Genomic DNA, 18,859 nt, shown 5'->3' on the forward strand with positions numbered 1-18,859 from the left:
CAAAGGTTATCGTTAATCAATATACGAAAAAGTCTTGATATCCCCACGGGGAAAATCCCCGTAATCATCTCCCAGCATAAAAAAGAGACATCTGTAACCTCCTATTTCTCAAATGACAAAATTCTGCGCAAAGGAATGGCATCAAAATTGGATTAACCCTCATTACAATCATGTTATTAACAACAAAAAGATAACAATCATGAGAGCTCCAAAAACAATCTCCGCCGCGCTGTTCGCCCTCGCTTTTGGCGCAGTGGCAACCTTACCTGCACAGGCTGTATTTGCACAGAACAAACTCGACAGCACCGCCAAAAAAGTAGGTAATAAAACAGCCTCCATCGCTGTAAAAGGTGCGATGGCTATTACAGATAAAATCTATAAAGGCAAAGAAGGACCTAACGGAGAAACGGTATACATCAACAAAAAAGACAAGAAATACATTGTAGATGAGAAAGGAAAGAAAGTATACCTGAAACCTTCTCAGATCCATAATAAGAAAGAGTAGTTTGTAAGTTAAATTGTGTTCCAAAACCGTCGGGAAATATCCTGACGGTTTTTTTATCTTTTTAACTGAAAAAGGGAATTTTTAAAATTATCAAGCCGCTATTCATAACGCAGCGCCTCTATCGGATCCAGGCGGGAAGCCGCCTGCGCCGGGTAATAGCCGAAGAAAACACCGGTGAGCGCACACACCATGAAAGAGAGCACGATAGACGATTCCGATACGATCGTGGGCCATCCCAACGCGAGCGTAATGACCTTCGCAGCTGTAACACCCAGTACCACCCCGATAATACCGCCGGTAACGCTAATGATAATGGCCTCTACCAGAAACTGCAGCAGGATATCCACGCCCCGCGCGCCAATGGACATTCTCAGGCCTATTTCGCGCGTACGTTCTGTTACAGACACATACATGATGTTCATGATCCCGATACCGCCAATAACCAGCGAAATACCTGCTATGGCCGTCAGCAGTACGGTCAGCAGACTGCTGGTAGAACTCAGTGTTTTGATCAGCTCTTCCATGGTACGCACCTGAAAATTATTTTCGTCAGTGGGACGAAGCCGGTGTGTTTCCCGCAGTATCTCCGTGATCTCATCGGTAGCCTGTGCAGAGGCGCCTTCACTAACGGCAGAGGCATAGATACTCTGAAAATAGATGGTGGCCAGGATACGCTTCTGTACAGTGGTATAGGGTGTCAGAATGATATCGTCCTGATCTTGTCCGAAAGAGCTCTGGCCTTTGGGCACCAGGGTACCTATCACCTGCAACGGAATAGCGTTGAGCCGGATCACTTTTCCCACCGGGCTTTCGCCACTGGGGAACAGGTTGTTGATCACCGTTTGTCCGAGGACGCACACCTTTGCGGCGGTGGCCACATCGGCGTCGGTGAAACTAACGCCATCGGCTATCTCGAGTTTACGGATATCAAAATACGAAGGCGCCACGCCTTGCAGGCTGGTAGGCCAGTTCAGCGCTCCGTAGATAGCCTGCCCCTTGGTGGAAGAAACGGGTGATACTGCGCTCACATGCTCCGCGTTTCTCTGTATCGCTTTCACATCTACGATGGTGAGCGTCTGAAAGCTGGCCCCTTCTATGCGCACACCGCCAGACACGTTACTGGACGGCAGTATCGTGATCATGTTAGACCCCATGGCGCTCAGCTGCGACTGGATACTTTCTTTGGAGCCTTCGCCAATGGCCACCATGGCAATCACCGCCGCCACGCCGATAATGATACCGAGCATGGTGAGGAAGGCCCGCAGTTTATTGCGCTGCAGGGCCCTGAAGGCGATCCGTATGAGGTTGATGGCGCTCATGCTGTTGATTTAGTAATCATCCGCCGGCGGCAGCGATTCCAGCGCTTCCCTGGCCGAGCGTACATTTTCGTTAACCGTATCTTTTACCACCTTGCCGTCGCGCAGCATGACGGTGCGGCTGCTGAACGCAGCGATGTCCGGTTCATGCGTCACAAAAACGATGGTTTTTCCTTCTTTGTTAAGGTCCTGCATCAGCGACATGATTTCGTAGGAGGTGCGGGTGTCGAGGTTACCCGTTGCCTCATCTGCGAGGATCATCACCGGCTGGTTGACTAATGCGCGGGCAATCGCCACACGCTGCTGCTGTCCGCCGGAAAGCTGGCTGGGCGTATGGTCCAGCCGGTCGGCCAGTTTCACGGCTTCGAGCGCCTTCACTGCTTTGTCTTTTCTCTCCGAGGCTGTCAGGGATGGGTTATAGAACAGCGGCAGCTCCACATTTTCCAGCGCGGAAGTGCGGGGTAGCAGGTTATAAGCCTGAAACACAAATCCGATTTTTCGGTTGCGCAATCTGGCCAGCTCATTGCGTGAGAGGTTGCCGACATCTACACCATCCAGCAGATAGTTGCCGGCCGTGGGCTTGTCGAGGCAGCCGAGCAGATTAAGTAGCGTGGTTTTACCAGAGCCGCTGCTACCCATAATGGTCACAAACTCTCCGGCATGCACATCGAAAGAAACGCCTTTCAATGCGCGGACGGTTTCCGTGCCCATCACAAATTCACGCTTTATCTGCTGAAGCTCGAGGATTTTGTTGTTCATCGCCTGCGCCCTCCTCCCATCCTGGGCAAGAACGGGCTTTTGTTGCCTGCCGCCGCCGTGGGGCCGGTGCTGCCGTTGACGGCCGTCACCACTACGTCCTGTGGCGTTAGTCCATGTATGACTTCAATCTGCGTATTGTCATTCAGGCCGGTACGGATATGCTTCTGCAACAGGGTATCTCCCCGCAGCACCCATACATAATTGGAAGACCCCACCCGCTGCACGCTTTTGAATTTACCGCTGGTATCTGTGGGCATTGCATGTCGCTGCTGCCGACTGATAGCACTGACGATAACGTAGTCTTTCAACAGTGCCGAATCGGGACGGAACTTGAGCGCTTTTACCGGCAGGAGCAGCACACTGTCCTTCTCCGCTGTATAGATCGTTACATTGGCCGTCATGCCCGGCTTCAGCTTCATTGATTCGTTGGAAGCGTTGATGATAGTGTTATACGTTACCACGTTGGAGGATACGGAAGGCTGCAACCGTATCTCCTGCACTTTTCCGGCGAACACATCTTCCAGATAAGCATCTACGGTAAAGGTTACACGCTGCGAGTCTTTTACATTGCCGATGTCTGCTTCGTCTACACTGGCTTCCACCTGCATCTTGGTAATATCTTTCGCGATCACAAACAAGGTAGGCGTGTTAAAACTGGCCGCCACTGTTTGTCCCACGCTGACGCTCCTGTTGAGTACCACGCCATTGATCGGGGAGATGATATCTGTAAACGATAAATTTTTCAGTGCCGATGCCAGTTGCGCATTCACGCTGGCGACCTGCGCTTTTGCCTGTCCCAGCTGGTTATATGCCACATCGTAATCTGCTTTGGCGATGGCGCCTGTTTTAAAGAGCAGTTCCTGCCTATGGAAATTGTTGTTTTGATAATCCAGATTGGACTGCGACACTTGCAGGTTGGCCCGGAATTGGTCCACCTGCGCCTGAAACAGCACTTTGTCCAGTTCCCCGAGTTTCTCTCCTTTTTTCACCTTCGAGTTAAAATCCACATACAGGTATTTCAGCGTACCGGATACCTGGGCGCCTACGGCCACAGTATCCACCGGCTGTATGGTACCGGTGGCAGTAACGGTGGTGGCTATATGACCATAGGCAGGTTTTACCGTATCAAATGTTATCTGCTGACGCTTTTTCCTGATAAAGACAAACCAGATGGCCAGCGCCACCAGCAGGATAACCGCCACGATGATAACCTTTTTATATTTTCTCATACGTCAATTGCATTTATAGTTTTACAGCTACGCCCCTGTAAAAATCATATATCCTGATTGTCAATGCCGCGTTGTATTTAGCCTGTATATAAGCCTGGAATGCCTGCACATACAGGTTTTTCTGCTGGAGAAAATCCACCATATTGGCCACTCCTACTTTCAGCTGTTCAGTTGCGATACGGTAGCTTTCTGTCGCATAACGCAGCTGCTCCACCGAAGCATCATACTGGCCTTGCGCATTCTGTACATTGATGTACGCCTGCTCCACTGTCTGTGACAGGTTAGTACGTGTATCCTTCAGCGTTAGCTTCGACTGATCTACTTCCAGTCTGGATTTCTCCACATTGGTTTTATTGAGTCTGCGGGTAAATATGGGCACAGACAGCGTGAGCCCTATCTGCTGATAGAAGTTATTGTCCAGCTGTTTGAAAAAGTTATTCCCGGGATCTCTGAGGTAAGAGCTGCCGAGTGCGCCACCGGCGCTGAGCGTGGGCAGGAAGCCTGCGCGGGCTTTGGCCAGGTCCAGCGACGATACGTCGACGCCCAGTTCAGCGCTTTTTACTTCCGGCCGGTTGGCCAGCGCCGTATCCTGTGCCTCCTGCAGCGGTACTACCAGATGACTGGACACCAACGTGTCGGGGGAAAAGATATCAAAATCGTAGGGGCTGGGCAGTTGTAATAGTTGTTTGAGCGTCAGTTTATTCAGGCGGTGCTGGTTTTCTGCCGTCACGAGGTTATAGCGGTCGGCCGCCAGCTGGGATTGCAAAGAAGCCAGATCTTTGAGCGCGATGCTCCCTACATCGTAGCGCTGTTGTGCCTGTTGCACCTGCGCTTCGGAAGTGGTGACAAGGTCTTTCACATAGACGATATTTTCCCTGGCCAGCAGGATATTGAGGTAAGCCTGTGTTATCTGGATGGTCATATCGTTGACCTGTTGCGCCATGTTCAGATCGGCCACCTGTGTCAGCAATCCTTTTTGTTTGATATCATAGTTGAGATAACCACCCTGATAAAGGGTTACATTGGAATTGACGGAGTAATTGCCCGAGAAGGCGCCTTCGTAGGGCATGCTACCGCTGGCGGTGAGTGTTTTACGGCCGGTCAGGGTTTGGGAAGCCGAACCGGTAAGATTAGGCAACCGGGCCGCTTTTGACAGCAAGAGGTCCTGTTCGCTGCTCATCCGGCTCAGCCGCAGGCTGTTCAGCCGGATATTGTTTTGCATGGCGTAATTCAGACAATCCTGTAAACTCCAGATAGCCGGCAGCGGCGTTTGGGTGCTGTCCTGGGCTATCAGCGGATTGTTGCCATACGTCCAGAGGGACAGACATAACAAAGTAACAAACCGCCGGAAAAATTTCATCGTGTAATCATTGCTGTTAGTAATAGCTAATGACAGATACGGGGTTAAATAGTTATCCTAATATACCAAAAAAAACGAAGACCCGGGTAAAAAATACCCGGGCCGTCACCATCGTCTTTTCATTCGTTATACTCAATCCTACTATCCTTCGTTAAATGGCATTTTTAAAAGTGGTATTTACCCTGCCACTGCCCTGCGGAGGACCTTGTTGCCAGTCTTCATCATACCTCACGAAAAAGGCCATCCAGATGGTCCTGGACCAGCGCATCAGCACAGGTTGGAGACTCAGCAGCAACAGGCCGTTGAACCCAAGCCACCAGTAAATACTGTTGTCATATATGGAAAACCCGATAAACAGCCACCAGGCGATAAGGCTGGCCACGCATATCGCTACAGACAGCGCATAGCTCACATAACCGGTACCGTAGTAAAAGCCTACTTCCACTTCCACCTGTTGACCACATACCGGGCATTTTTCCGGCATCTTCATACAGTTTTTAAGGTCATAGGGATTTTTGCTGAGGAAGATAGCACCTCTTCTGCAGCGTGCGCATTTGTTGGTGAATACGCTTTTGAAAATATTCGGTTTCTCATGATTTTTATCTGCACACATATATTGAAGCTTTTATTGTCAGGAAATATTCTTCCGGAATTCCTCCGGTGTTACGCCTTCATATTTTTTGAAGAATTTCGTGAAGTAGGAATTATCACCAAAGCTCAGCTGGTAGGCGATCGTAGAGATGCTGGTATCTACATTGATCAACAACCTCTTAGCCTCCAGCAGCACCCGGTCGCGGATAATTTCGCCGGCCGATTTGCCCAGCATATGCCGGCAGAAAGCATTAAGATAATTGGGTGTCACATACAACAACGCCGCATAATCTTTCGGCAGCCTCAGCTGCATGTAATGCTGTTCCACCAGTTTACGGAAATTGCGCAGCAGCACGTAGTTATGCGGCGGTTCCTGCGGGGCGTCGCCATGGCGTGTTACCCGGCTTACTTTCACGAACATCTCCAGCATAAGCAGTCGTAACATATCATGACTGTAGGCTTCCGTACCGTCCATTTCCAGCAGCATTTTTTCAAACAATGCCACCACGCGTGGCCGGGCCTCTTCCGGCAGCATCACCACCCCTTCCGCACTGACACCGCTGAAAAACGGGAAACGCTCCACGTAGCCGGCATCCTGCAAAAAGGCGTTAAAGAAGCCAGCGGCCACATTCACCACATATCCTTCAATGCGTCCTTCAAAAAACCAGCTGTGCACCTGCCCGGGAACCATGAAATACAATTGGCCGGGTTTTACCGGAAAGCGCTCAAAATCGATCGTATGGGCCCCTTTCCCACCGGTAAAAAATGCCAGATGGTAAAAAGAGTGCCGGTGCGGGAATTTGATGTCCGGATGTGCAGCCAGGTAATCGGTAAATCTTGCTACCAGAATGTCCTCTGAAGCGGGTTTACCCATTCCCAGCGAGCAGATGTCATATGTATGGATATGTGCCTTTGACATGATAACACAAAGGTACAGGGCGTGCAGGGAAATTGATTGTGTTATATGGGGCTTCAATGGTACTTTTTACCTATTCTGGATATTTGCGGGTTTTTTATCATATAATCCCGGGGCTAAAGCCCCGGGCTACGATGTGTTTTCAGGGATGTTCAAATGGATGGGGTAATATGGACGCACGAACATCTAATAAGCAGCAGGAGCTGTATAACATCATAGTACGATTATGATGTTATACAGCTCCTGCTGTGGGCGTGGTTTAATATTGAAATGCTGAACTATCAGTAACGAAACACCAGTGATAAACACGCCTGAAACACATCGTAGCCCAGGGCTTCAGCCCTGGGGACCAAAATGCGGGTTATTTCACGTATTTCATCAGCCAGTTGTCCATTTCCCACAGCATGTGCAGAATGCTTTCTTTGGCGGCATAGCCATGGCTTTCCTGTGGCAGGAATACCAGGCGGGCGGTGCCACCGTTGCCTTTGAGGGCATTGTACAGTCTTTCGCTCTGGATGGGGAATGTGCCGGAGTTATTGTCTGCTTCCCCGTGGATCATGAGGATGGGTGCTTTCAGCTTATCGGCGTAGGAGAACGGTGACATTTTATAGTACACGTCGGGCGCCTGCCAGTAGGTACGTTGTTCGTTCTGGAAACCAAAAGGCGTCAGCGTACGGTTGTAGGCACCGCTACGGGCGATACCGGCTTTAAACAGGTTGGTGTGCGCCAGCAGGTTAGCGGTCATGAATGCACCGTAGGAGTGGCCACCTACAGCGATGCGGTCTTTATCGCCCACACCCATGCTGGTGATTTTGTCTACCGCTGCTTCGGCGTTCATCGCCAGCTGGTCTATGAAGTTATCGTTGGGTTCTTTATCCCCTTCGCCTACGATGGGCATTTCGGCGGCGTCCATAACGGCGAAGCCGCGTGTTACCCAGAAAATAGGGGAACCGTACGTCACCCGGGTGAATTTATAGGCAGAACCTCTTACCTGTGCCGCATCGGAGGCCGACTTGTATTCACGGGGATAAGCCCACATCAGTACCGGTAAGCGGCCATCTTTGGCGGCATCGTAGCCTTTAGGCAGGTACAGCATGGCGGTAAGGTCTACACCGTCTTTCCGTTTGTATTTTAGCAGCTGCTTCTGTACCCCTTCCAGTAAGGGTTGTGGATGCGGGAAATTGGTTAGCGCTACAGCAGCTGATTTCTTTTTCAGGTGCTGCAGGTAATAGTTCACGGGGGTTGATGCAGACTCACGGGCTACCACAATCACTTGTTTAGCCGGGTCCACCACTTCCGCCACTGTTTCATAATAAGGAGCCTGGGAACGCCACAGGATGTGCTGCTTGCCGTCTTTCAGGCTGAAGCTGGAGAGGAACGGGCGGTCACCTTCCGGAGAGGCACCGGGCGCAATCATCAGCAGTTCGTTAGCCGGAGACACGTACAGCACGGACCTGTTGTATTCGTTTTTCACGGTAACCGGATCTCCGGGGTCGTTATAACGGTCATTAACGGAGCGGTTGATAACGGCCACCGGCTCTTGTCCGGGATGGGACGGAGCGATGCGGCTTACTTTCACGGTCTGTTTGCTGACATTGCTTTCTGTTACGAGGGCCAGCTGGCTGTTGCCCCAGAGAACAGCATCAAAGCGGTCTTTCGTTTTCACCAGTTCCACCGGCGCGGCGGTGAACGGAGCGTCGAGGGTATTGACCACGTCGCGGAAAGGCACTTCTTTTTTAGGATCACCGCCATCGAGGGCCTGTACCCAGCAAATGGTGGCCGGAGCATCGTTGCGCCATTGATAGTCGCGGGGGTAGTTGCTGGCAGCGTCGAAGCCTTTGGGCCTTACTTCATCCAGCGGATTTTTAGCGAGTTGTTTCACCACGGAGCCTTGCAGGTCCCAGATGCTGATCTCTGTAGGGAAACGTCCTGCTCCCACGAGATAAGAATACGGGCGGCTCAACTGGTGTACGAGTAAATATTGTTTATCGGGAGACGGAGTGATACCTGTATATATAGCGGCTTTACCGATGGCTTTTTCCCCGGCAGCGCTGATGATCAATGGTTCTGACTGGAAATAGTAGTCGAACAGCTTTTCATCGTAGGGATTTTTCAGCATATCCTGATAAGTGGCAGCAGGAGCCGCTTTGCCGGATGTTTGCTGTACTGTGGGGCCTTCCGGCGCCAGTGGTTTCTCCGGTGCAACGCCGATGCCGGCGGGTACAGACAGCACCAGGATGCGGTCTTCGTCAATCCAGCGGAAAGCGCCGCCGAACGTGTCGTTCAGGCGACGGGAACTGATTTGTTTAGCTTCCCCGGTGGCCACATCTGTTTTCCACAGGGTGATGCCGTTGTTGGTGGTTACGGTAAAAGCGAAGCTTTTTTTCAGCGGAGACCAGGTAACATTACCGATGCGGGCACCGGCAGGTACGCCTGTCACGGCATATTCCCGTTTACCGGTCACTTCTTTGATACGGATACCGGTGATATAGCTGGCGCGGCTCGGGCCAAAATTGGCCGGATTGATACGATAGCCGGCTAACCGGTATTCCGGCTGCGACAGTTCTTCGATGGTAGGGAATCCGGTGCGGTCCATGATCAGCATCAGATCTCCCCTGCTAAAGTTGACAGCGGGAGAAGGAGCGGCCATGGCCAGCTCCATAATGCTCTGTGCAGGCGTCTGATATTTCAGCGCATCCTGTGCATAGGCACGGAAAGTGATGAACACCGACAGTGTTAATACTAATTTTCTCATACAGCAGTTTGATTCTGAAAAAATGAATCTGGCCAAAATAGTACATTATTCCGGTTATCTGAAGGGTGTTATTTAAGCGGTAAGCCATCTATCGCTTCAGGGTACCGAAGAGTCGGTCCCAAATGCTGGTATAGAAACCGTAGTTGTAATGCTCCTGCCGGTGATGATCGTGGTGAAAAGTGGAGGTGCCGAGGTATTTTAACACCGGCCATCGCCGCATATTTTCAGGAAGCGGTTCTATACCGAGGTGGCCGGTCATACCGAAAACCACGTTGATGATGAGATAGATCAAAATGCCATACAGGTTCATGTTGAACGGCAGCAGTACCAGCAACCATAACGTCCCGAAGCTGAGTGTTTCCAGGGGATGCAGGACAAACAGATCGATCGGCACCGGATCTATTGCCTCATGATGCAGGCGATGCAACAGCCGGTATAAAAACGTTTGATGGATCAGGTAATGGAAAACATACATGAGCAGGTCCATGACGAGGAACAATACCAGCGCATCTGTCAGCACACGCCACGACAGCGTTTCATGAATGCGGATGTATGCATGTTTCCACAGCCAGTATCCCGCAAAAGTGACCAGGGTGTTGAGCAATGTGGTGACGATACAGATGCGCCATTGATAGCGGGTATAGTCGAACATCCGGCGTGCAGGCCGGTGTAGCAGGTAGTTGCCCCAGGCCAGCACCCCCAGCACGATCAGTACATTTTCTGTCAAAAAGAAAAACCACGGTATGTTATTTAGATATTTTATCATTTAGATATTTTATCATTGGATTTAGGGATTTAGGAATTTTCTGATTTTGGAGTGTTGTCGGTTCCATAAATACTATTTAACAACATCATAAAATGTATTGCCATCTATTCTCTAAATTCCAAAATCTCAAAATCTGTAAATCCAATAACCAAATATTAAAATTACCAAATAACCAAATGATTTCTTATCTTTGCAAACATCTGATGATATGATGAATACAGGATCAGCGCCATTAAAGCGTCAAAATCTCGCGGAAGAGGTGGCCGACAGGCTGCAGGAATTGATATTCAGTGGTAAATACACCACCGGGCAGCGGTTGCCGACGGAGCCGGAACTCATGCAACAATTTGGCGTGGGCCGCTCTAGTATACGCGAGGCCGTGAAGATATTGGCCAATAAAGGACTGGTGAAGGTACAGCAGGGGCTTGGTACTTTTGTGATATCACAGATCGGTAGCGGGGAACCGCTAAGCCAGCGGCTGCAGCGGGCAGACTTTGAGGAGTTGAACGAAGTGAGGCTGCTGCTGGAAGTAAAAATTGCCGAGAGGGCTGCTATCCACCGTAACAACAAGGATATAGAGAAGATGAAAGGTTTCCTGAAAAAACGTTTCACCACTGCTACGGCCAATGAGCTGGAGCCTTGTATCCAGGCGGATATCAACTTCCACACGGCGATTGCGGAAGCATCCAAAAATGAGATCATGCTGGACCTCTACAGGACGGTGGCTACGCACCTGAAAGCGTCGTTTGTAGCACGGTACAGCAATACCGACTCATTTGTGGAATCACAGTCACTACACGATGCACTGCTGCAAAGTATCGTTGACAAAGACTCGAAAAAGGCATTGCTCTGGGCCACCAAAATCAGTACCCAAAGCAAGTAGTATTCCGGTCACAACGCCCGTATCAGCGCTCATAATTTTTTTATCCTTAAACATCAGATGATCTGACCTTCAAACAAGAAACCATGACCACTATTACACAGGAAGCTCCTAAATCGGCTTCCCAACAAGTAGCCCAGCAGACGGTTTTTCCCATACTGATTGCGCTTAGCTTCACGCATCTGCTGAACGACACATTACAATCACTCATACCGGCCATTTATCCATTGGTTAGAAACACCATGAAGCTGAATTTCACCCAGATAGGCCTGATCACGCTGACCTTCCAGCTCTCAGCTTCTATTCTGCAGCCACTGGTAGGCCTGTTTACCGACAAAAGGCCGCAGCCTTTCTCCCTGGCCATCGGCATGGCTTTTACGCTGATAGGGCTGGTGAGCCTTTCCATGGCCGGCTCCCTGCCGATGCTGCTGGTGTCTGTTGCCCTGGTAGGCATTGGTTCTTCCGTATTCCACCCGGAAGCATCCCGCCTGGCGCATATGGCGTCTGGTGGTAAACACGGCATGGCACAGTCTTTATTCCAGGTAGGCGGTAACGCCGGTAGCTCACTGGGCCCGTTGATGGCCGCTGCGATCATTGTGCCGTTCGGGCAGTTTCATGTGATCTGGTTTTCTGTGCTGGCACTGCTGGCCATTTTTGTCATGATCTATATCGGTAATTGGTTCAAAGGCAATACCCACCGGATAAAACCGAAGAAAGCGGTGCAGCACCTGCAACAGCAAAGCTTACCGCCGGTACGCGTGGTCATCTCCCTGGGCATCCTGCTGATCCTGATTTTCTCCAAATATTTCTACATGGCCAGTATGACCAACTACTATACCTTCTACCTGATAGATCGTTTTGGCGTATCTATCCAGAGTTCACAGGTATACCTGTTCATCTTCCTGTTCTCCGTTGCCGCCGGTACTTTCTTTGGAGGCCCGGTGGGCGACCGCATCGGGCGGAAGTACGTTATCTGGATATCCATTCTGGGTGCAGCACCGTTTGCCTTGCTGCTGCCCTATGCCAATCTGTTCTGGACCGCCGTATTGAGTGTATTCATTGGCGTTATCCTCTCCTCCGCCTTCTCAGCCATTCTGGTGTATGCACAGGAACTGGTACCCGGCAAAGTGGGCATGATTGCCGGCCTCTTTTTCGGCCTCGCCTTTGGTATGGCCGGCGTGGCGTCAGCACTGCTGGGTAAACTGGCCGATGCCACCAGTATCGGGTATGTGTACCAGGTATGTTCCTATCTCCCATTGATAGGGCTCCTGACAGGCTTCCTGCCTAATCTGGAGAAAAAAGAAAAACAATAACTTTGATTTTCGATTTCTTGATTTTCGATTTTGGAATTTAGATTGACTTTCCCTCATTTAAAATCAAAAAATCGAAAATCAGGAAATCGAAAATTTATTTAGCATGTGGAAAGGTATTCTGTTGGTGCTGTTGGGCGCCTGCAGCTTTGGAATTTTATCGACGATCGTTAAACTGGGCTACCAGGAGGGTTTTACCCTTGGAGAGCTATGCAGTGTGCAAGCCGGCTTTGGGATGCTGGCATTATGGGCGCTTCACTTTCTATCGGGCCGCACTACCCTGGGGCTCCGGAACAAAGAAGCACGCACCTGTTTCATACTGGGCAGCTCCACCGGCCTTGTCAGCATCACCTATTATCAAAGTGTACAATATATCCCGGCCAGTATGGCCATTATACTGCTGATGCAGTTTACCTGGATGAGTATGCTGGCCGAATGGCTGATTTATAAAAAGCGGCCCACCGCTATTCAGTGGGTAGCGGTTATCTTTATCCTCGGCGGCACACTGTTAGCCGGGGGACTGTTTAACAGCAACGGTGTTCACCTCGACTGGCGGGGCATCGGGTTTGGCATGCTGGCGGCGCTTTTTTATACCACCTTCATTGTGGTGAGCGGTCGTGTGGGACACTCTCTTACGCCGGTGCTGAAGAGCGCCTGGATCGTTACCGGAGCTTTTCTGATCATCACGTTGCTGTTCCCGCCGGTTTACCTGTGGAACGGCCGGATGGCCACCACCACCTTGTGGATGTGGGGCGTACCGCTGGCCCTTTTCGGGACAGTACTGCCACCCTTCCTGTTTTCCAAAGGGATGCCGCAGACAGGCGTGGCGCTGGGCGCCATCCTGAGTGCAGCGGAGCTGCCGGTAGCCACCATTGCCGCCACGCTGTTCCTGCACGAAAGGATTACCCCGGTACAGATAACCGGCGTTTTCATCATCCTGGCGGCCATTGTGGCGGCCAACCTGAAAAAACCCAAAGTGGCCCCTGCTAAAAGCGAACTATTAAACCCATGAGGTGTTTTTTTTATTTATCTTTGCCCCCGCTATTAGAAACAAGTGACTTACGAACAGTTTTTTCATGAAAGCATTTAACTTTTTTATTCTATATCGTTTCCCGATCGGGATCGTGTTATTGGTAGCCGGTATCGCCCTCGGGTTGTCGGTAGGATGGTGGGAAGCGACCGTTGTGCTGCTGATCGCCGTGATCTGTATTGTAACGCACCTCCTGTTTGGCCCTATGCGGATGGTACAGGAAGCGGTGGAAGCCGGTGATATAGACCGCGCCACTGCGCTCATGAATAAAGTGAAGTTCCCTAAACTGCTGTATAAACCTATCCGTTCTGTATACTACTTCATGCAAAGCAACATGGCGATGTACAGCAACGACCTGGACAAAGCCGAGGCCACTATCCGCCAGAGCATCCAGTCCGGTAGCCCCATGAAGGAATATGAAGGCATGCAGTACTTCCAGCTGGGCACCATCGCTTACCAGAAAAACGACCTGAAAACGGCCGACCAGAACCTGAAGAAAGCAGTGCGTATGGGCTTACCTGATAAAGAAAATACCGCTGCCGCCCTGCTCACGCTGGCATCCATCGCGATGAGCCGCCGCGACTTCAAATCTGCTAAAGAATACTTCCGCAGAGCCAAAGCGCAAAAGCCTACTACTGCCCAGATCGTAAACCAGATCAAGGAAATGGACAAGTACATCTCCAGAATGCCTGGTTGATCAGACAATCATATTTTGAAAGCAAGGCCGGATGATAGTCATCCGGCCTTCTTTTTTTATCTTGTGCATAGTGCCGAATTCGTAATTTCGCCCACTATGAACTTGAAACTTTACACGCTCCCCCTCCTCTTCTCTTTACCCTTTTCCGCTACAGCACAAGATTCCGTGCCGCGGATCAGCCAGTTGAACGAGGTCTCTGTCACAGCCACCAAAGGGCCGCAAAAGGCCAGCGAAACCGGCAAGGTAGTCACCATCCTTACGCATGAATATCTGGAAAAAAACAGCGGCAAAACCATCGCCGCAATTCTCAGTCAACAGGCTGGCATTACCATCAACGGTGCTCAAAACAACCGGGGCACGGTACCGGAAGTATATATGCGGGGCGCCTCCAACGGCAACGCCCTGATACTGATAGATGGCCTGCCGGTGAGCGATGCCTCCCAGATAGCCAATTCCTTTGATCTCAACTTCATCTCCCCCGACCTGGTTGAACGCATTGAAATCCTCCGCGGCAGCCAGTCCACACTCTACGGCTCCAATGCCGTAGCTGGCGTGATCAATATCATCACCCGGAAAAAAACCGATAAAAAATTCGGCGTCACCGCCAATACCAGCTACGGCAGCTACAACAGCTTCCTGGGTAACGTCAGCGCCTATGGCAATGCCGGCAAATTCTCCTACCTGCTGGGCTACAAATACGAAACATCCAACGGCCTCTCTGACGCCTACGACTCTACCGGCAAAGCCGGTTTCGATAAGGACGGCTTCCAGCAGCACAGCGTATTCGCCAAACTGGGCCTACAGGCCACTTCCCGCTGGCGGCTTCAGTACCTGTTCGACTACAGCAACTACCGTCACGACCTGGACGAAGGAGCGTTTATCGATGACCGGGACTATACCGGTAAAGCCAATAATATGCTCCATGGGTTCAGCAGCGAATACCAGTTCAAAAACGGCAGCTGGCACGTGCTGTACAGCTACCAGCGTACCAAACGCCATATCCTGAACGACTCCGGATACGTTGCCCCGACAGGCTTCAGCAAATATGATCTGTCCGACTTCACCTCCAATATCCATCAGGTAGAGAGTTATGTCAACTGGAATGCCTCCCGTGTGATACGGCTGGTAGCCGGTGGCGCCTTCTCCTCGGCCAATATGGACCAGTTCAATCAGCGCCTGGGCCAGCCCGCTCCGTGGGACCCCAATCCGCAGATGGAGTTCACCCGCCTGTCTTATGATAGCGCCCATGCCCGCCAAACCAGCGTGTATGCTTCGCTGTTACTGCACAACCTGGGTGGATTTAATCTGGAAGCAGGTGGTCGTTTCAATCACCATAACATCTATGGCAACAACCAGACCTTCACCTTCAACCCATCTTACCTGATTCATCAAAATCATAAAGTATTTATTAATATATCATCTGCGTATAAGATCCCTTCCCTGTATCAGCTGTATACATCGATATATGGTAACAAGGACCTGAAGCCGGAGTCCACCGTTAGCTACGAAGGTGGTTACCAGGCTACTGTGGCCCACCAGGCGCTGGATTTTAGGGTGACGGGCTTTGGTCGTCGTACCAGTGACCTGATCCTTTTTACCAGTAACTATGTGAATGCTGATAAACAGTGGGCTTATGGTGCAGAGGTGGAGGCCGACTGGCACATTACCCGTCAGCTGGACCTGAACGTAAACTATGCTTATACCGACGGTCGCCTGCATACCACCCAGAACGGAAAAGATACCTCCTGGTATAATCTGTACAGAATCCCCAAACACGCGGTGAACGCCACCTTGGGTTACCAGGTTACCCGCGCCCTGTATGCCAGCGCTTCTTACCGGTATACCGGCGAGCGCTATCAGGGAGCAAAGCCTATGGGAGATTATTACACGCTGGACCTCTATGGTGAGTATAAATTTGGTAACTTGCTGAAAATTTATGCCGGGTTCCGAAATATTACCGATAATCAGTATTTTGATATCCTTGGCTATAATTCCCGCCGGTTTAACTGTAATGCCGGTGTTGTGTTGAATTTGTAAACATTAAAACCAACATAATGTCTTTAAAAAATCTTAATCCCCGGTTTGGTATACTGCTGCTGTTTATGCTGGTGGCAGGTATTATACGAGTAGTGTTGGGAGCTGATCAGTCTACTCTCCAACCGATTGCCATGTTTACACCGGTAGGTGCTATGGCGCTGTTTGGCGGAGCTGCGTTCTCCGAAAAATGGAAGTCCTATGCGTTTCCGCTATTGACCTTATTCCTCAGTGATATTATCCTGATGCAGGTATTTCACCGGGAATATGCGCAGGGTCTGTTGTACAAAGGCTGGGCAGCCAACTACATCAGCTTTGTGTTCATTGTGCTGATTGGTCAGCTGGTGATCCGTAAGATGAGCGTAGGCCGCATCGCTGTTGCAGCAGTAGCAGGCGCGCTGACACATTTCCTGATTTCCAACTTCGGCGTATGGATCAGTGGCTCCACTGATATCACTACTGGTTTACCGTTTACCAGAGACATGGCAGGCCTGACCAAATGTTACATCCTGGCTATTCCTTTCATGAAGTATTTCCTGGTAGGCACCCTGGTGTACAGCACTATTTTCTTCGGCAGCTATGCCATCGTAGACCGCAAACTGCGTCTGGCTCACTAAAATATTTCCTCACTTTTTGATTTAGAGATTTAATTATTGTTATAGCGCACTGGTTGTTTTTACAGAGATAAAAATGACCTGCTCTATAACAGTAGCTAAATCTCTAAATATTTAGACCCAACAAACAATCGTACCATGCGTAGATTTACATGCCATTTGCAACAGCTCTTTCTCCTGGCTGCAGCTGCATTGCTGACTTTTTCCGCCTGTCAGAAAGATAATATCGCAGAAGTGGTCATCCCTGTTATCAGCAACCCCGGACTTAAAGATGGTAAAGACACCATAGCCGTTGGTGACACCCGCGTATTACGTCCGCAGCTTACTAATGCCAAAGATCCCTCCTTTCTCTGGCTGGTAAACGGCGTAACCGCAGGCACCGATTCTGTTTATACCTTTAAACCTACCGCTTCCGGCGATTATACCATCACCTTCAAGGTAAGCGCAGGCAACAGCCTCAACTCCTATTTTTACCGTATCAAGGTAACAGATAAGTATGACAACGGGTTCTTCATCGTCAATGAAGGCTGGTTTGGCAACGAAAAAGGAGATGTGAATTTCTACCGTTATGGAGAAGATACCCTGCATAAGAACGTCTTCCAGCTGGAGAACCCCGGCAAAACACTGGGCACCACCGCAGAATACGGCGTTGTTTTCAATAACCGGATTTACCTGGTCTCCAAAGATGCACCGATGGTAGCTGCCGATGTGCATTCCATGAAAGAGCTGGGCCGCACGCCACAGCCCCCCGCCACCGCAAACGCTTTCTGCCCTGTTAACAATAGCAAGGGCCTGCTGTCCACCACCGATGGGGTTTATCCGGTAGATCTCGGCTCTCTCGCCATTGGCGCCAAAATCCCCGGTATCACCGGCCAGGCAGGTAGCATGCTGAAAGCTGGCAACTACGTATTTGTCATGTCAGAATCAGCAGGTATCGTAGTACTCAATGCCAATGATTTCAGCATCGCGACCACCCTGGTGAAAGCAGACATTGGACTGGCCATCACGCCGGACGGAACTGTCTGGGCAGGCCAGGGCCAGAACCTGTATGCCATCAATTCCACCACACTGGCTGTTAATACCATCGCCCTGCCCTTCCCGGTATATGGCGCATGGGGAGCCTGGAATGCCACGATGATCACCGCATCCAGCGTTGAAAATGCTGTATTCATTGCTAAGACCAACGACTGGGGCATCAATGGCAAAGAAATTTATAAATACCAACCCGGTAATGCAGCTTCCCTGCAGACGCCTTTCATCACCTTGCCGACAGACAGAGAGCTGTATGGTGCAGGTTTCCGGTATAACCCGGCTAATAACACCCTGGTGGCTACCGGCGTAGAACCCGGTTATGGCACCCACTTCAAACAAAATACCCTCTTTATCTATAACGCCACCACCGGTGCTGTAGTGAAGAACATTCCATATACCGGGTACTTCTTCCCGGCTATTCCCGTATTCAATTAGAAAATTACAAATGACGAATGGAGGGCTCCCTTACAGAGGGGTTATTTATAACCTTTCCAAAAGGGAGCCCTCCATTCGTCATTCGTCATTGGTAATTCGTAATTTATCGATATGATCACACTCGTTACAGGTGGCGCCCGTTCCGGTAAGAGCCGGTATGCACAAGATCAGGCGCTGGCTTCCGGCCAGCCGCCGGTGTATGTGGCCACCGCCAAAATATGGGACGAGGACTTTGCCGAACGTATCCGGCGTCACCAGTCAGAGCGCGGCCCTTCCTGGACCAACTACGAGGAAGAGCTGTACGTAAGCCGTTTGCCGCTGGCAGGACGGACCGTGGTGATCGATTGTGTCACCTTATGGCTCACGAACTTTTTTTCGCTCCACGATTATGACATTGACAAAGCACTGGCAGCGCTGCAGGCGGAGATCGACGCGTTGCGGGAGCTGCCCGGGCATTTCCTCATTGTAACCAATGAAATAGGCATGGGTCTACATGCCGAGACTGCCGTTGGCCGTAAATTTACAGACCTTCAGGGTTGGGCCAACCAATACATTGCACGCATAGCCGACACCGTCGTACTAATGGTTTCCGGTATCCCGGTTGTAATTAAGAAAAGAGACCTCTAAAAA

The 18,859-nt window shown here is 50.5% G+C and carries 17 protein-coding genes; 9 read left to right on the plus strand and 8 right to left on the minus strand.

What is annotated here, in order from left to right; genetic code table 11:
- Positions 1-199 precede the first annotated feature (199 nt).
- Entirely contained in the window at positions 200-505 is a 306-nt protein-coding gene (locus ICL55_RS08885; RefSeq protein WP_188096165.1) for a hypothetical protein, read from the plus strand.
- 98 nt (positions 506-603) lie between these two features.
- On the opposite strand, the gene ICL55_RS08890 is transcribed toward ICL55_RS08885, so the two are convergent.
- The 8 genes from ICL55_RS08890 to ICL55_RS08925 all read right to left on the minus strand — a co-directional run bounded on the left by ICL55_RS08890 (position 604) and on the right by ICL55_RS08925 (position 10,197).
- Positions 604-1,824, minus strand: a complete 1,221-nt coding sequence (locus ICL55_RS08890) for an ABC transporter permease (RefSeq protein ID WP_188096167.1) — start codon at positions 1,822-1,824, stop codon at positions 604-606.
- A 9-nt stretch (positions 1,825-1,833) separates the two neighbouring features.
- Positions 1,834-2,580 carry an ABC transporter ATP-binding protein gene (locus tag ICL55_RS08895; protein WP_223151394.1) on the minus strand — a complete coding sequence of 249 codons (747 nt, stop codon included), beginning with the start codon at positions 2,578-2,580 and terminating at the stop codon, positions 1,834-1,836.
- The gene (locus tag ICL55_RS08900; RefSeq protein WP_188096169.1) at positions 2,577-3,809 is read right to left on the minus strand and encodes an efflux RND transporter periplasmic adaptor subunit; all 1,233 of its coding nucleotides are present in this window, start codon (positions 3,807-3,809) and stop codon (positions 2,577-2,579) included. The genes ICL55_RS08895 and ICL55_RS08900 overlap by 4 nt, the downstream gene beginning before the upstream one ends.
- A 13-nt stretch (positions 3,810-3,822) precedes the next feature.
- Positions 3,823-5,169, minus strand: a complete 1,347-nt coding sequence (locus ICL55_RS08905; RefSeq protein WP_188096171.1) for a TolC family protein — start codon at positions 5,167-5,169, stop codon at positions 3,823-3,825.
- Between the two features lie 151 nt (positions 5,170-5,320).
- Complete coding sequence (locus ICL55_RS08910; RefSeq protein WP_188096173.1) at positions 5,321-5,782, minus strand: DUF983 domain-containing protein; 462 nt, start codon at positions 5,780-5,782, stop codon at positions 5,321-5,323.
- Between the two features lie 18 nt (positions 5,783-5,800).
- On the minus strand, positions 5,801-6,679 hold the full coding sequence (locus ICL55_RS08915; RefSeq protein WP_188096175.1) for a helix-turn-helix transcriptional regulator: 879 nt from the start codon (positions 6,677-6,679) through the stop codon (positions 5,801-5,803).
- 358 nt (positions 6,680-7,037) lie between these two features.
- The gene (locus ICL55_RS08920; protein ID WP_188096186.1) at positions 7,038-9,431 is read right to left on the minus strand and encodes an alpha/beta hydrolase family protein; all 2,394 of its coding nucleotides are present in this window, start codon (positions 9,429-9,431) and stop codon (positions 7,038-7,040) included.
- 88 nt (positions 9,432-9,519) lie between these two features.
- On the minus strand, positions 9,520-10,197 hold the full coding sequence (locus ICL55_RS08925; RefSeq protein WP_188096188.1) for a sterol desaturase family protein: 678 nt from the start codon (positions 10,195-10,197) through the stop codon (positions 9,520-9,522).
- A gap of 208 nt (positions 10,198-10,405) precedes the next feature.
- Between ICL55_RS08925 and ICL55_RS08930 the strand changes: the two genes are divergently transcribed.
- The 8 genes from ICL55_RS08930 (at position 10,406) to ICL55_RS08965 (ending at position 18,856) form a co-directional block, all read left to right on the plus strand.
- Positions 10,406-11,080, plus strand: a complete 675-nt coding sequence (locus tag ICL55_RS08930) for a FadR/GntR family transcriptional regulator (protein WP_188096190.1) — start codon at positions 10,406-10,408, stop codon at positions 11,078-11,080.
- A gap of 83 nt (positions 11,081-11,163) precedes the next feature.
- Entirely contained in the window at positions 11,164-12,390 is a 1,227-nt protein-coding gene (locus ICL55_RS08935) for an MFS transporter (protein WP_188096192.1), read from the plus strand.
- Positions 12,391-12,493: 103 nt separating this feature from the next.
- Entirely contained in the window at positions 12,494-13,399 is a 906-nt protein-coding gene (locus tag ICL55_RS08940) for an EamA family transporter (RefSeq protein WP_188096194.1), read from the plus strand.
- A 64-nt stretch (positions 13,400-13,463) separates the two neighbouring features.
- Entirely contained in the window at positions 13,464-14,114 is a 651-nt protein-coding gene (locus ICL55_RS08945) for a tetratricopeptide repeat protein (RefSeq protein ID WP_188096196.1), read from the plus strand.
- Between the two features lie 96 nt (positions 14,115-14,210).
- Positions 14,211-16,151 carry a TonB-dependent receptor plug domain-containing protein gene (locus tag ICL55_RS08950; protein ID WP_188096198.1) on the plus strand — a complete coding sequence of 647 codons (1,941 nt, stop codon included), beginning with the start codon at positions 14,211-14,213 and terminating at the stop codon, positions 16,149-16,151.
- Positions 16,152-16,168: 17 nt separating this feature from the next.
- Positions 16,169-16,765 (plus strand): DUF6580 family putative transport protein, encoded by a 597-nt coding sequence (locus tag ICL55_RS08955; RefSeq protein ID WP_188096200.1) that lies wholly within the window; start codon positions 16,169-16,171, stop codon positions 16,763-16,765.
- 135 nt (positions 16,766-16,900) lie between these two features.
- The gene (locus ICL55_RS08960; RefSeq protein WP_188096202.1) at positions 16,901-18,229 is read left to right on the plus strand and encodes a DUF5074 domain-containing protein; all 1,329 of its coding nucleotides are present in this window, start codon (positions 16,901-16,903) and stop codon (positions 18,227-18,229) included.
- A 111-nt stretch (positions 18,230-18,340) separates the two neighbouring features.
- Entirely contained in the window at positions 18,341-18,856 is a 516-nt protein-coding gene (locus ICL55_RS08965) for a bifunctional adenosylcobinamide kinase/adenosylcobinamide-phosphate guanylyltransferase (protein ID WP_188096204.1), read from the plus strand.
- Positions 18,857-18,859 lie beyond the last annotated feature (3 nt).

Source organism: Chitinophaga varians (assembly GCF_014529945.1).
Classification (GTDB): domain Bacteria; phylum Bacteroidota; class Bacteroidia; order Chitinophagales; family Chitinophagaceae; genus Chitinophaga; species Chitinophaga varians.

What these genes read in the sequence shown, in the direction of transcription:
- ICL55_RS08885 (WP_188096165.1), top strand. Translation starts at nt 200, where the DNA reads ATGAGAGCTCCAAAAACAATCTCCGCCGCGCTGTTCGCCCTCGCTTTT.
- ICL55_RS08890 (WP_188096167.1), bottom strand. Translation starts at nt 1,824, where the DNA reads ATGAGCGCCATCAACCTCATACGGATCGCCTTCAGGGCCCTGCAGCGC.
- ICL55_RS08895 (WP_223151394.1), bottom strand. Translation starts at nt 2,580, where the DNA reads ATGAACAACAAAATCCTCGAGCTTCAGCAGATAAAGCGTGAATTTGTG.
- ICL55_RS08900 (WP_188096169.1), bottom strand. Translation starts at nt 3,809, where the DNA reads ATGAGAAAATATAAAAAGGTTATCATCGTGGCGGTTATCCTGCTGGTG.
- ICL55_RS08905 (WP_188096171.1), bottom strand. Translation starts at nt 5,169, where the DNA reads ATGAAATTTTTCCGGCGGTTTGTTACTTTGTTATGTCTGTCCCTCTGG.
- ICL55_RS08910 (WP_188096173.1), bottom strand. Translation starts at nt 5,782, where the DNA reads ATGTGTGCAGATAAAAATCATGAGAAACCGAATATTTTCAAAAGCGTA.
- ICL55_RS08915 (WP_188096175.1), bottom strand. Translation starts at nt 6,679, where the DNA reads ATGTCAAAGGCACATATCCATACATATGACATCTGCTCGCTGGGAATG.
- ICL55_RS08920 (WP_188096186.1), bottom strand. Translation starts at nt 9,431, where the DNA reads ATGAGAAAATTAGTATTAACACTGTCGGTGTTCATCACTTTCCGTGCC.
- ICL55_RS08925 (WP_188096188.1), bottom strand. Translation starts at nt 10,197, where the DNA reads ATGATAAAATATCTAAATAACATACCGTGGTTTTTCTTTTTGACAGAA.
- ICL55_RS08930 (WP_188096190.1), top strand. Translation starts at nt 10,406, where the DNA reads ATGATGAATACAGGATCAGCGCCATTAAAGCGTCAAAATCTCGCGGAA.
- ICL55_RS08935 (WP_188096192.1), top strand. Translation starts at nt 11,164, where the DNA reads ATGACCACTATTACACAGGAAGCTCCTAAATCGGCTTCCCAACAAGTA.
- ICL55_RS08940 (WP_188096194.1), top strand. Translation starts at nt 12,494, where the DNA reads ATGTGGAAAGGTATTCTGTTGGTGCTGTTGGGCGCCTGCAGCTTTGGA.
- ICL55_RS08945 (WP_188096196.1), top strand. Translation starts at nt 13,464, where the DNA reads ATGAAAGCATTTAACTTTTTTATTCTATATCGTTTCCCGATCGGGATC.
- ICL55_RS08950 (WP_188096198.1), top strand. Translation starts at nt 14,211, where the DNA reads ATGAACTTGAAACTTTACACGCTCCCCCTCCTCTTCTCTTTACCCTTT.
- ICL55_RS08955 (WP_188096200.1), top strand. Translation starts at nt 16,169, where the DNA reads ATGTCTTTAAAAAATCTTAATCCCCGGTTTGGTATACTGCTGCTGTTT.
- ICL55_RS08960 (WP_188096202.1), top strand. Translation starts at nt 16,901, where the DNA reads ATGCGTAGATTTACATGCCATTTGCAACAGCTCTTTCTCCTGGCTGCA.
- ICL55_RS08965 (WP_188096204.1), top strand. Translation starts at nt 18,341, where the DNA reads ATGATCACACTCGTTACAGGTGGCGCCCGTTCCGGTAAGAGCCGGTAT.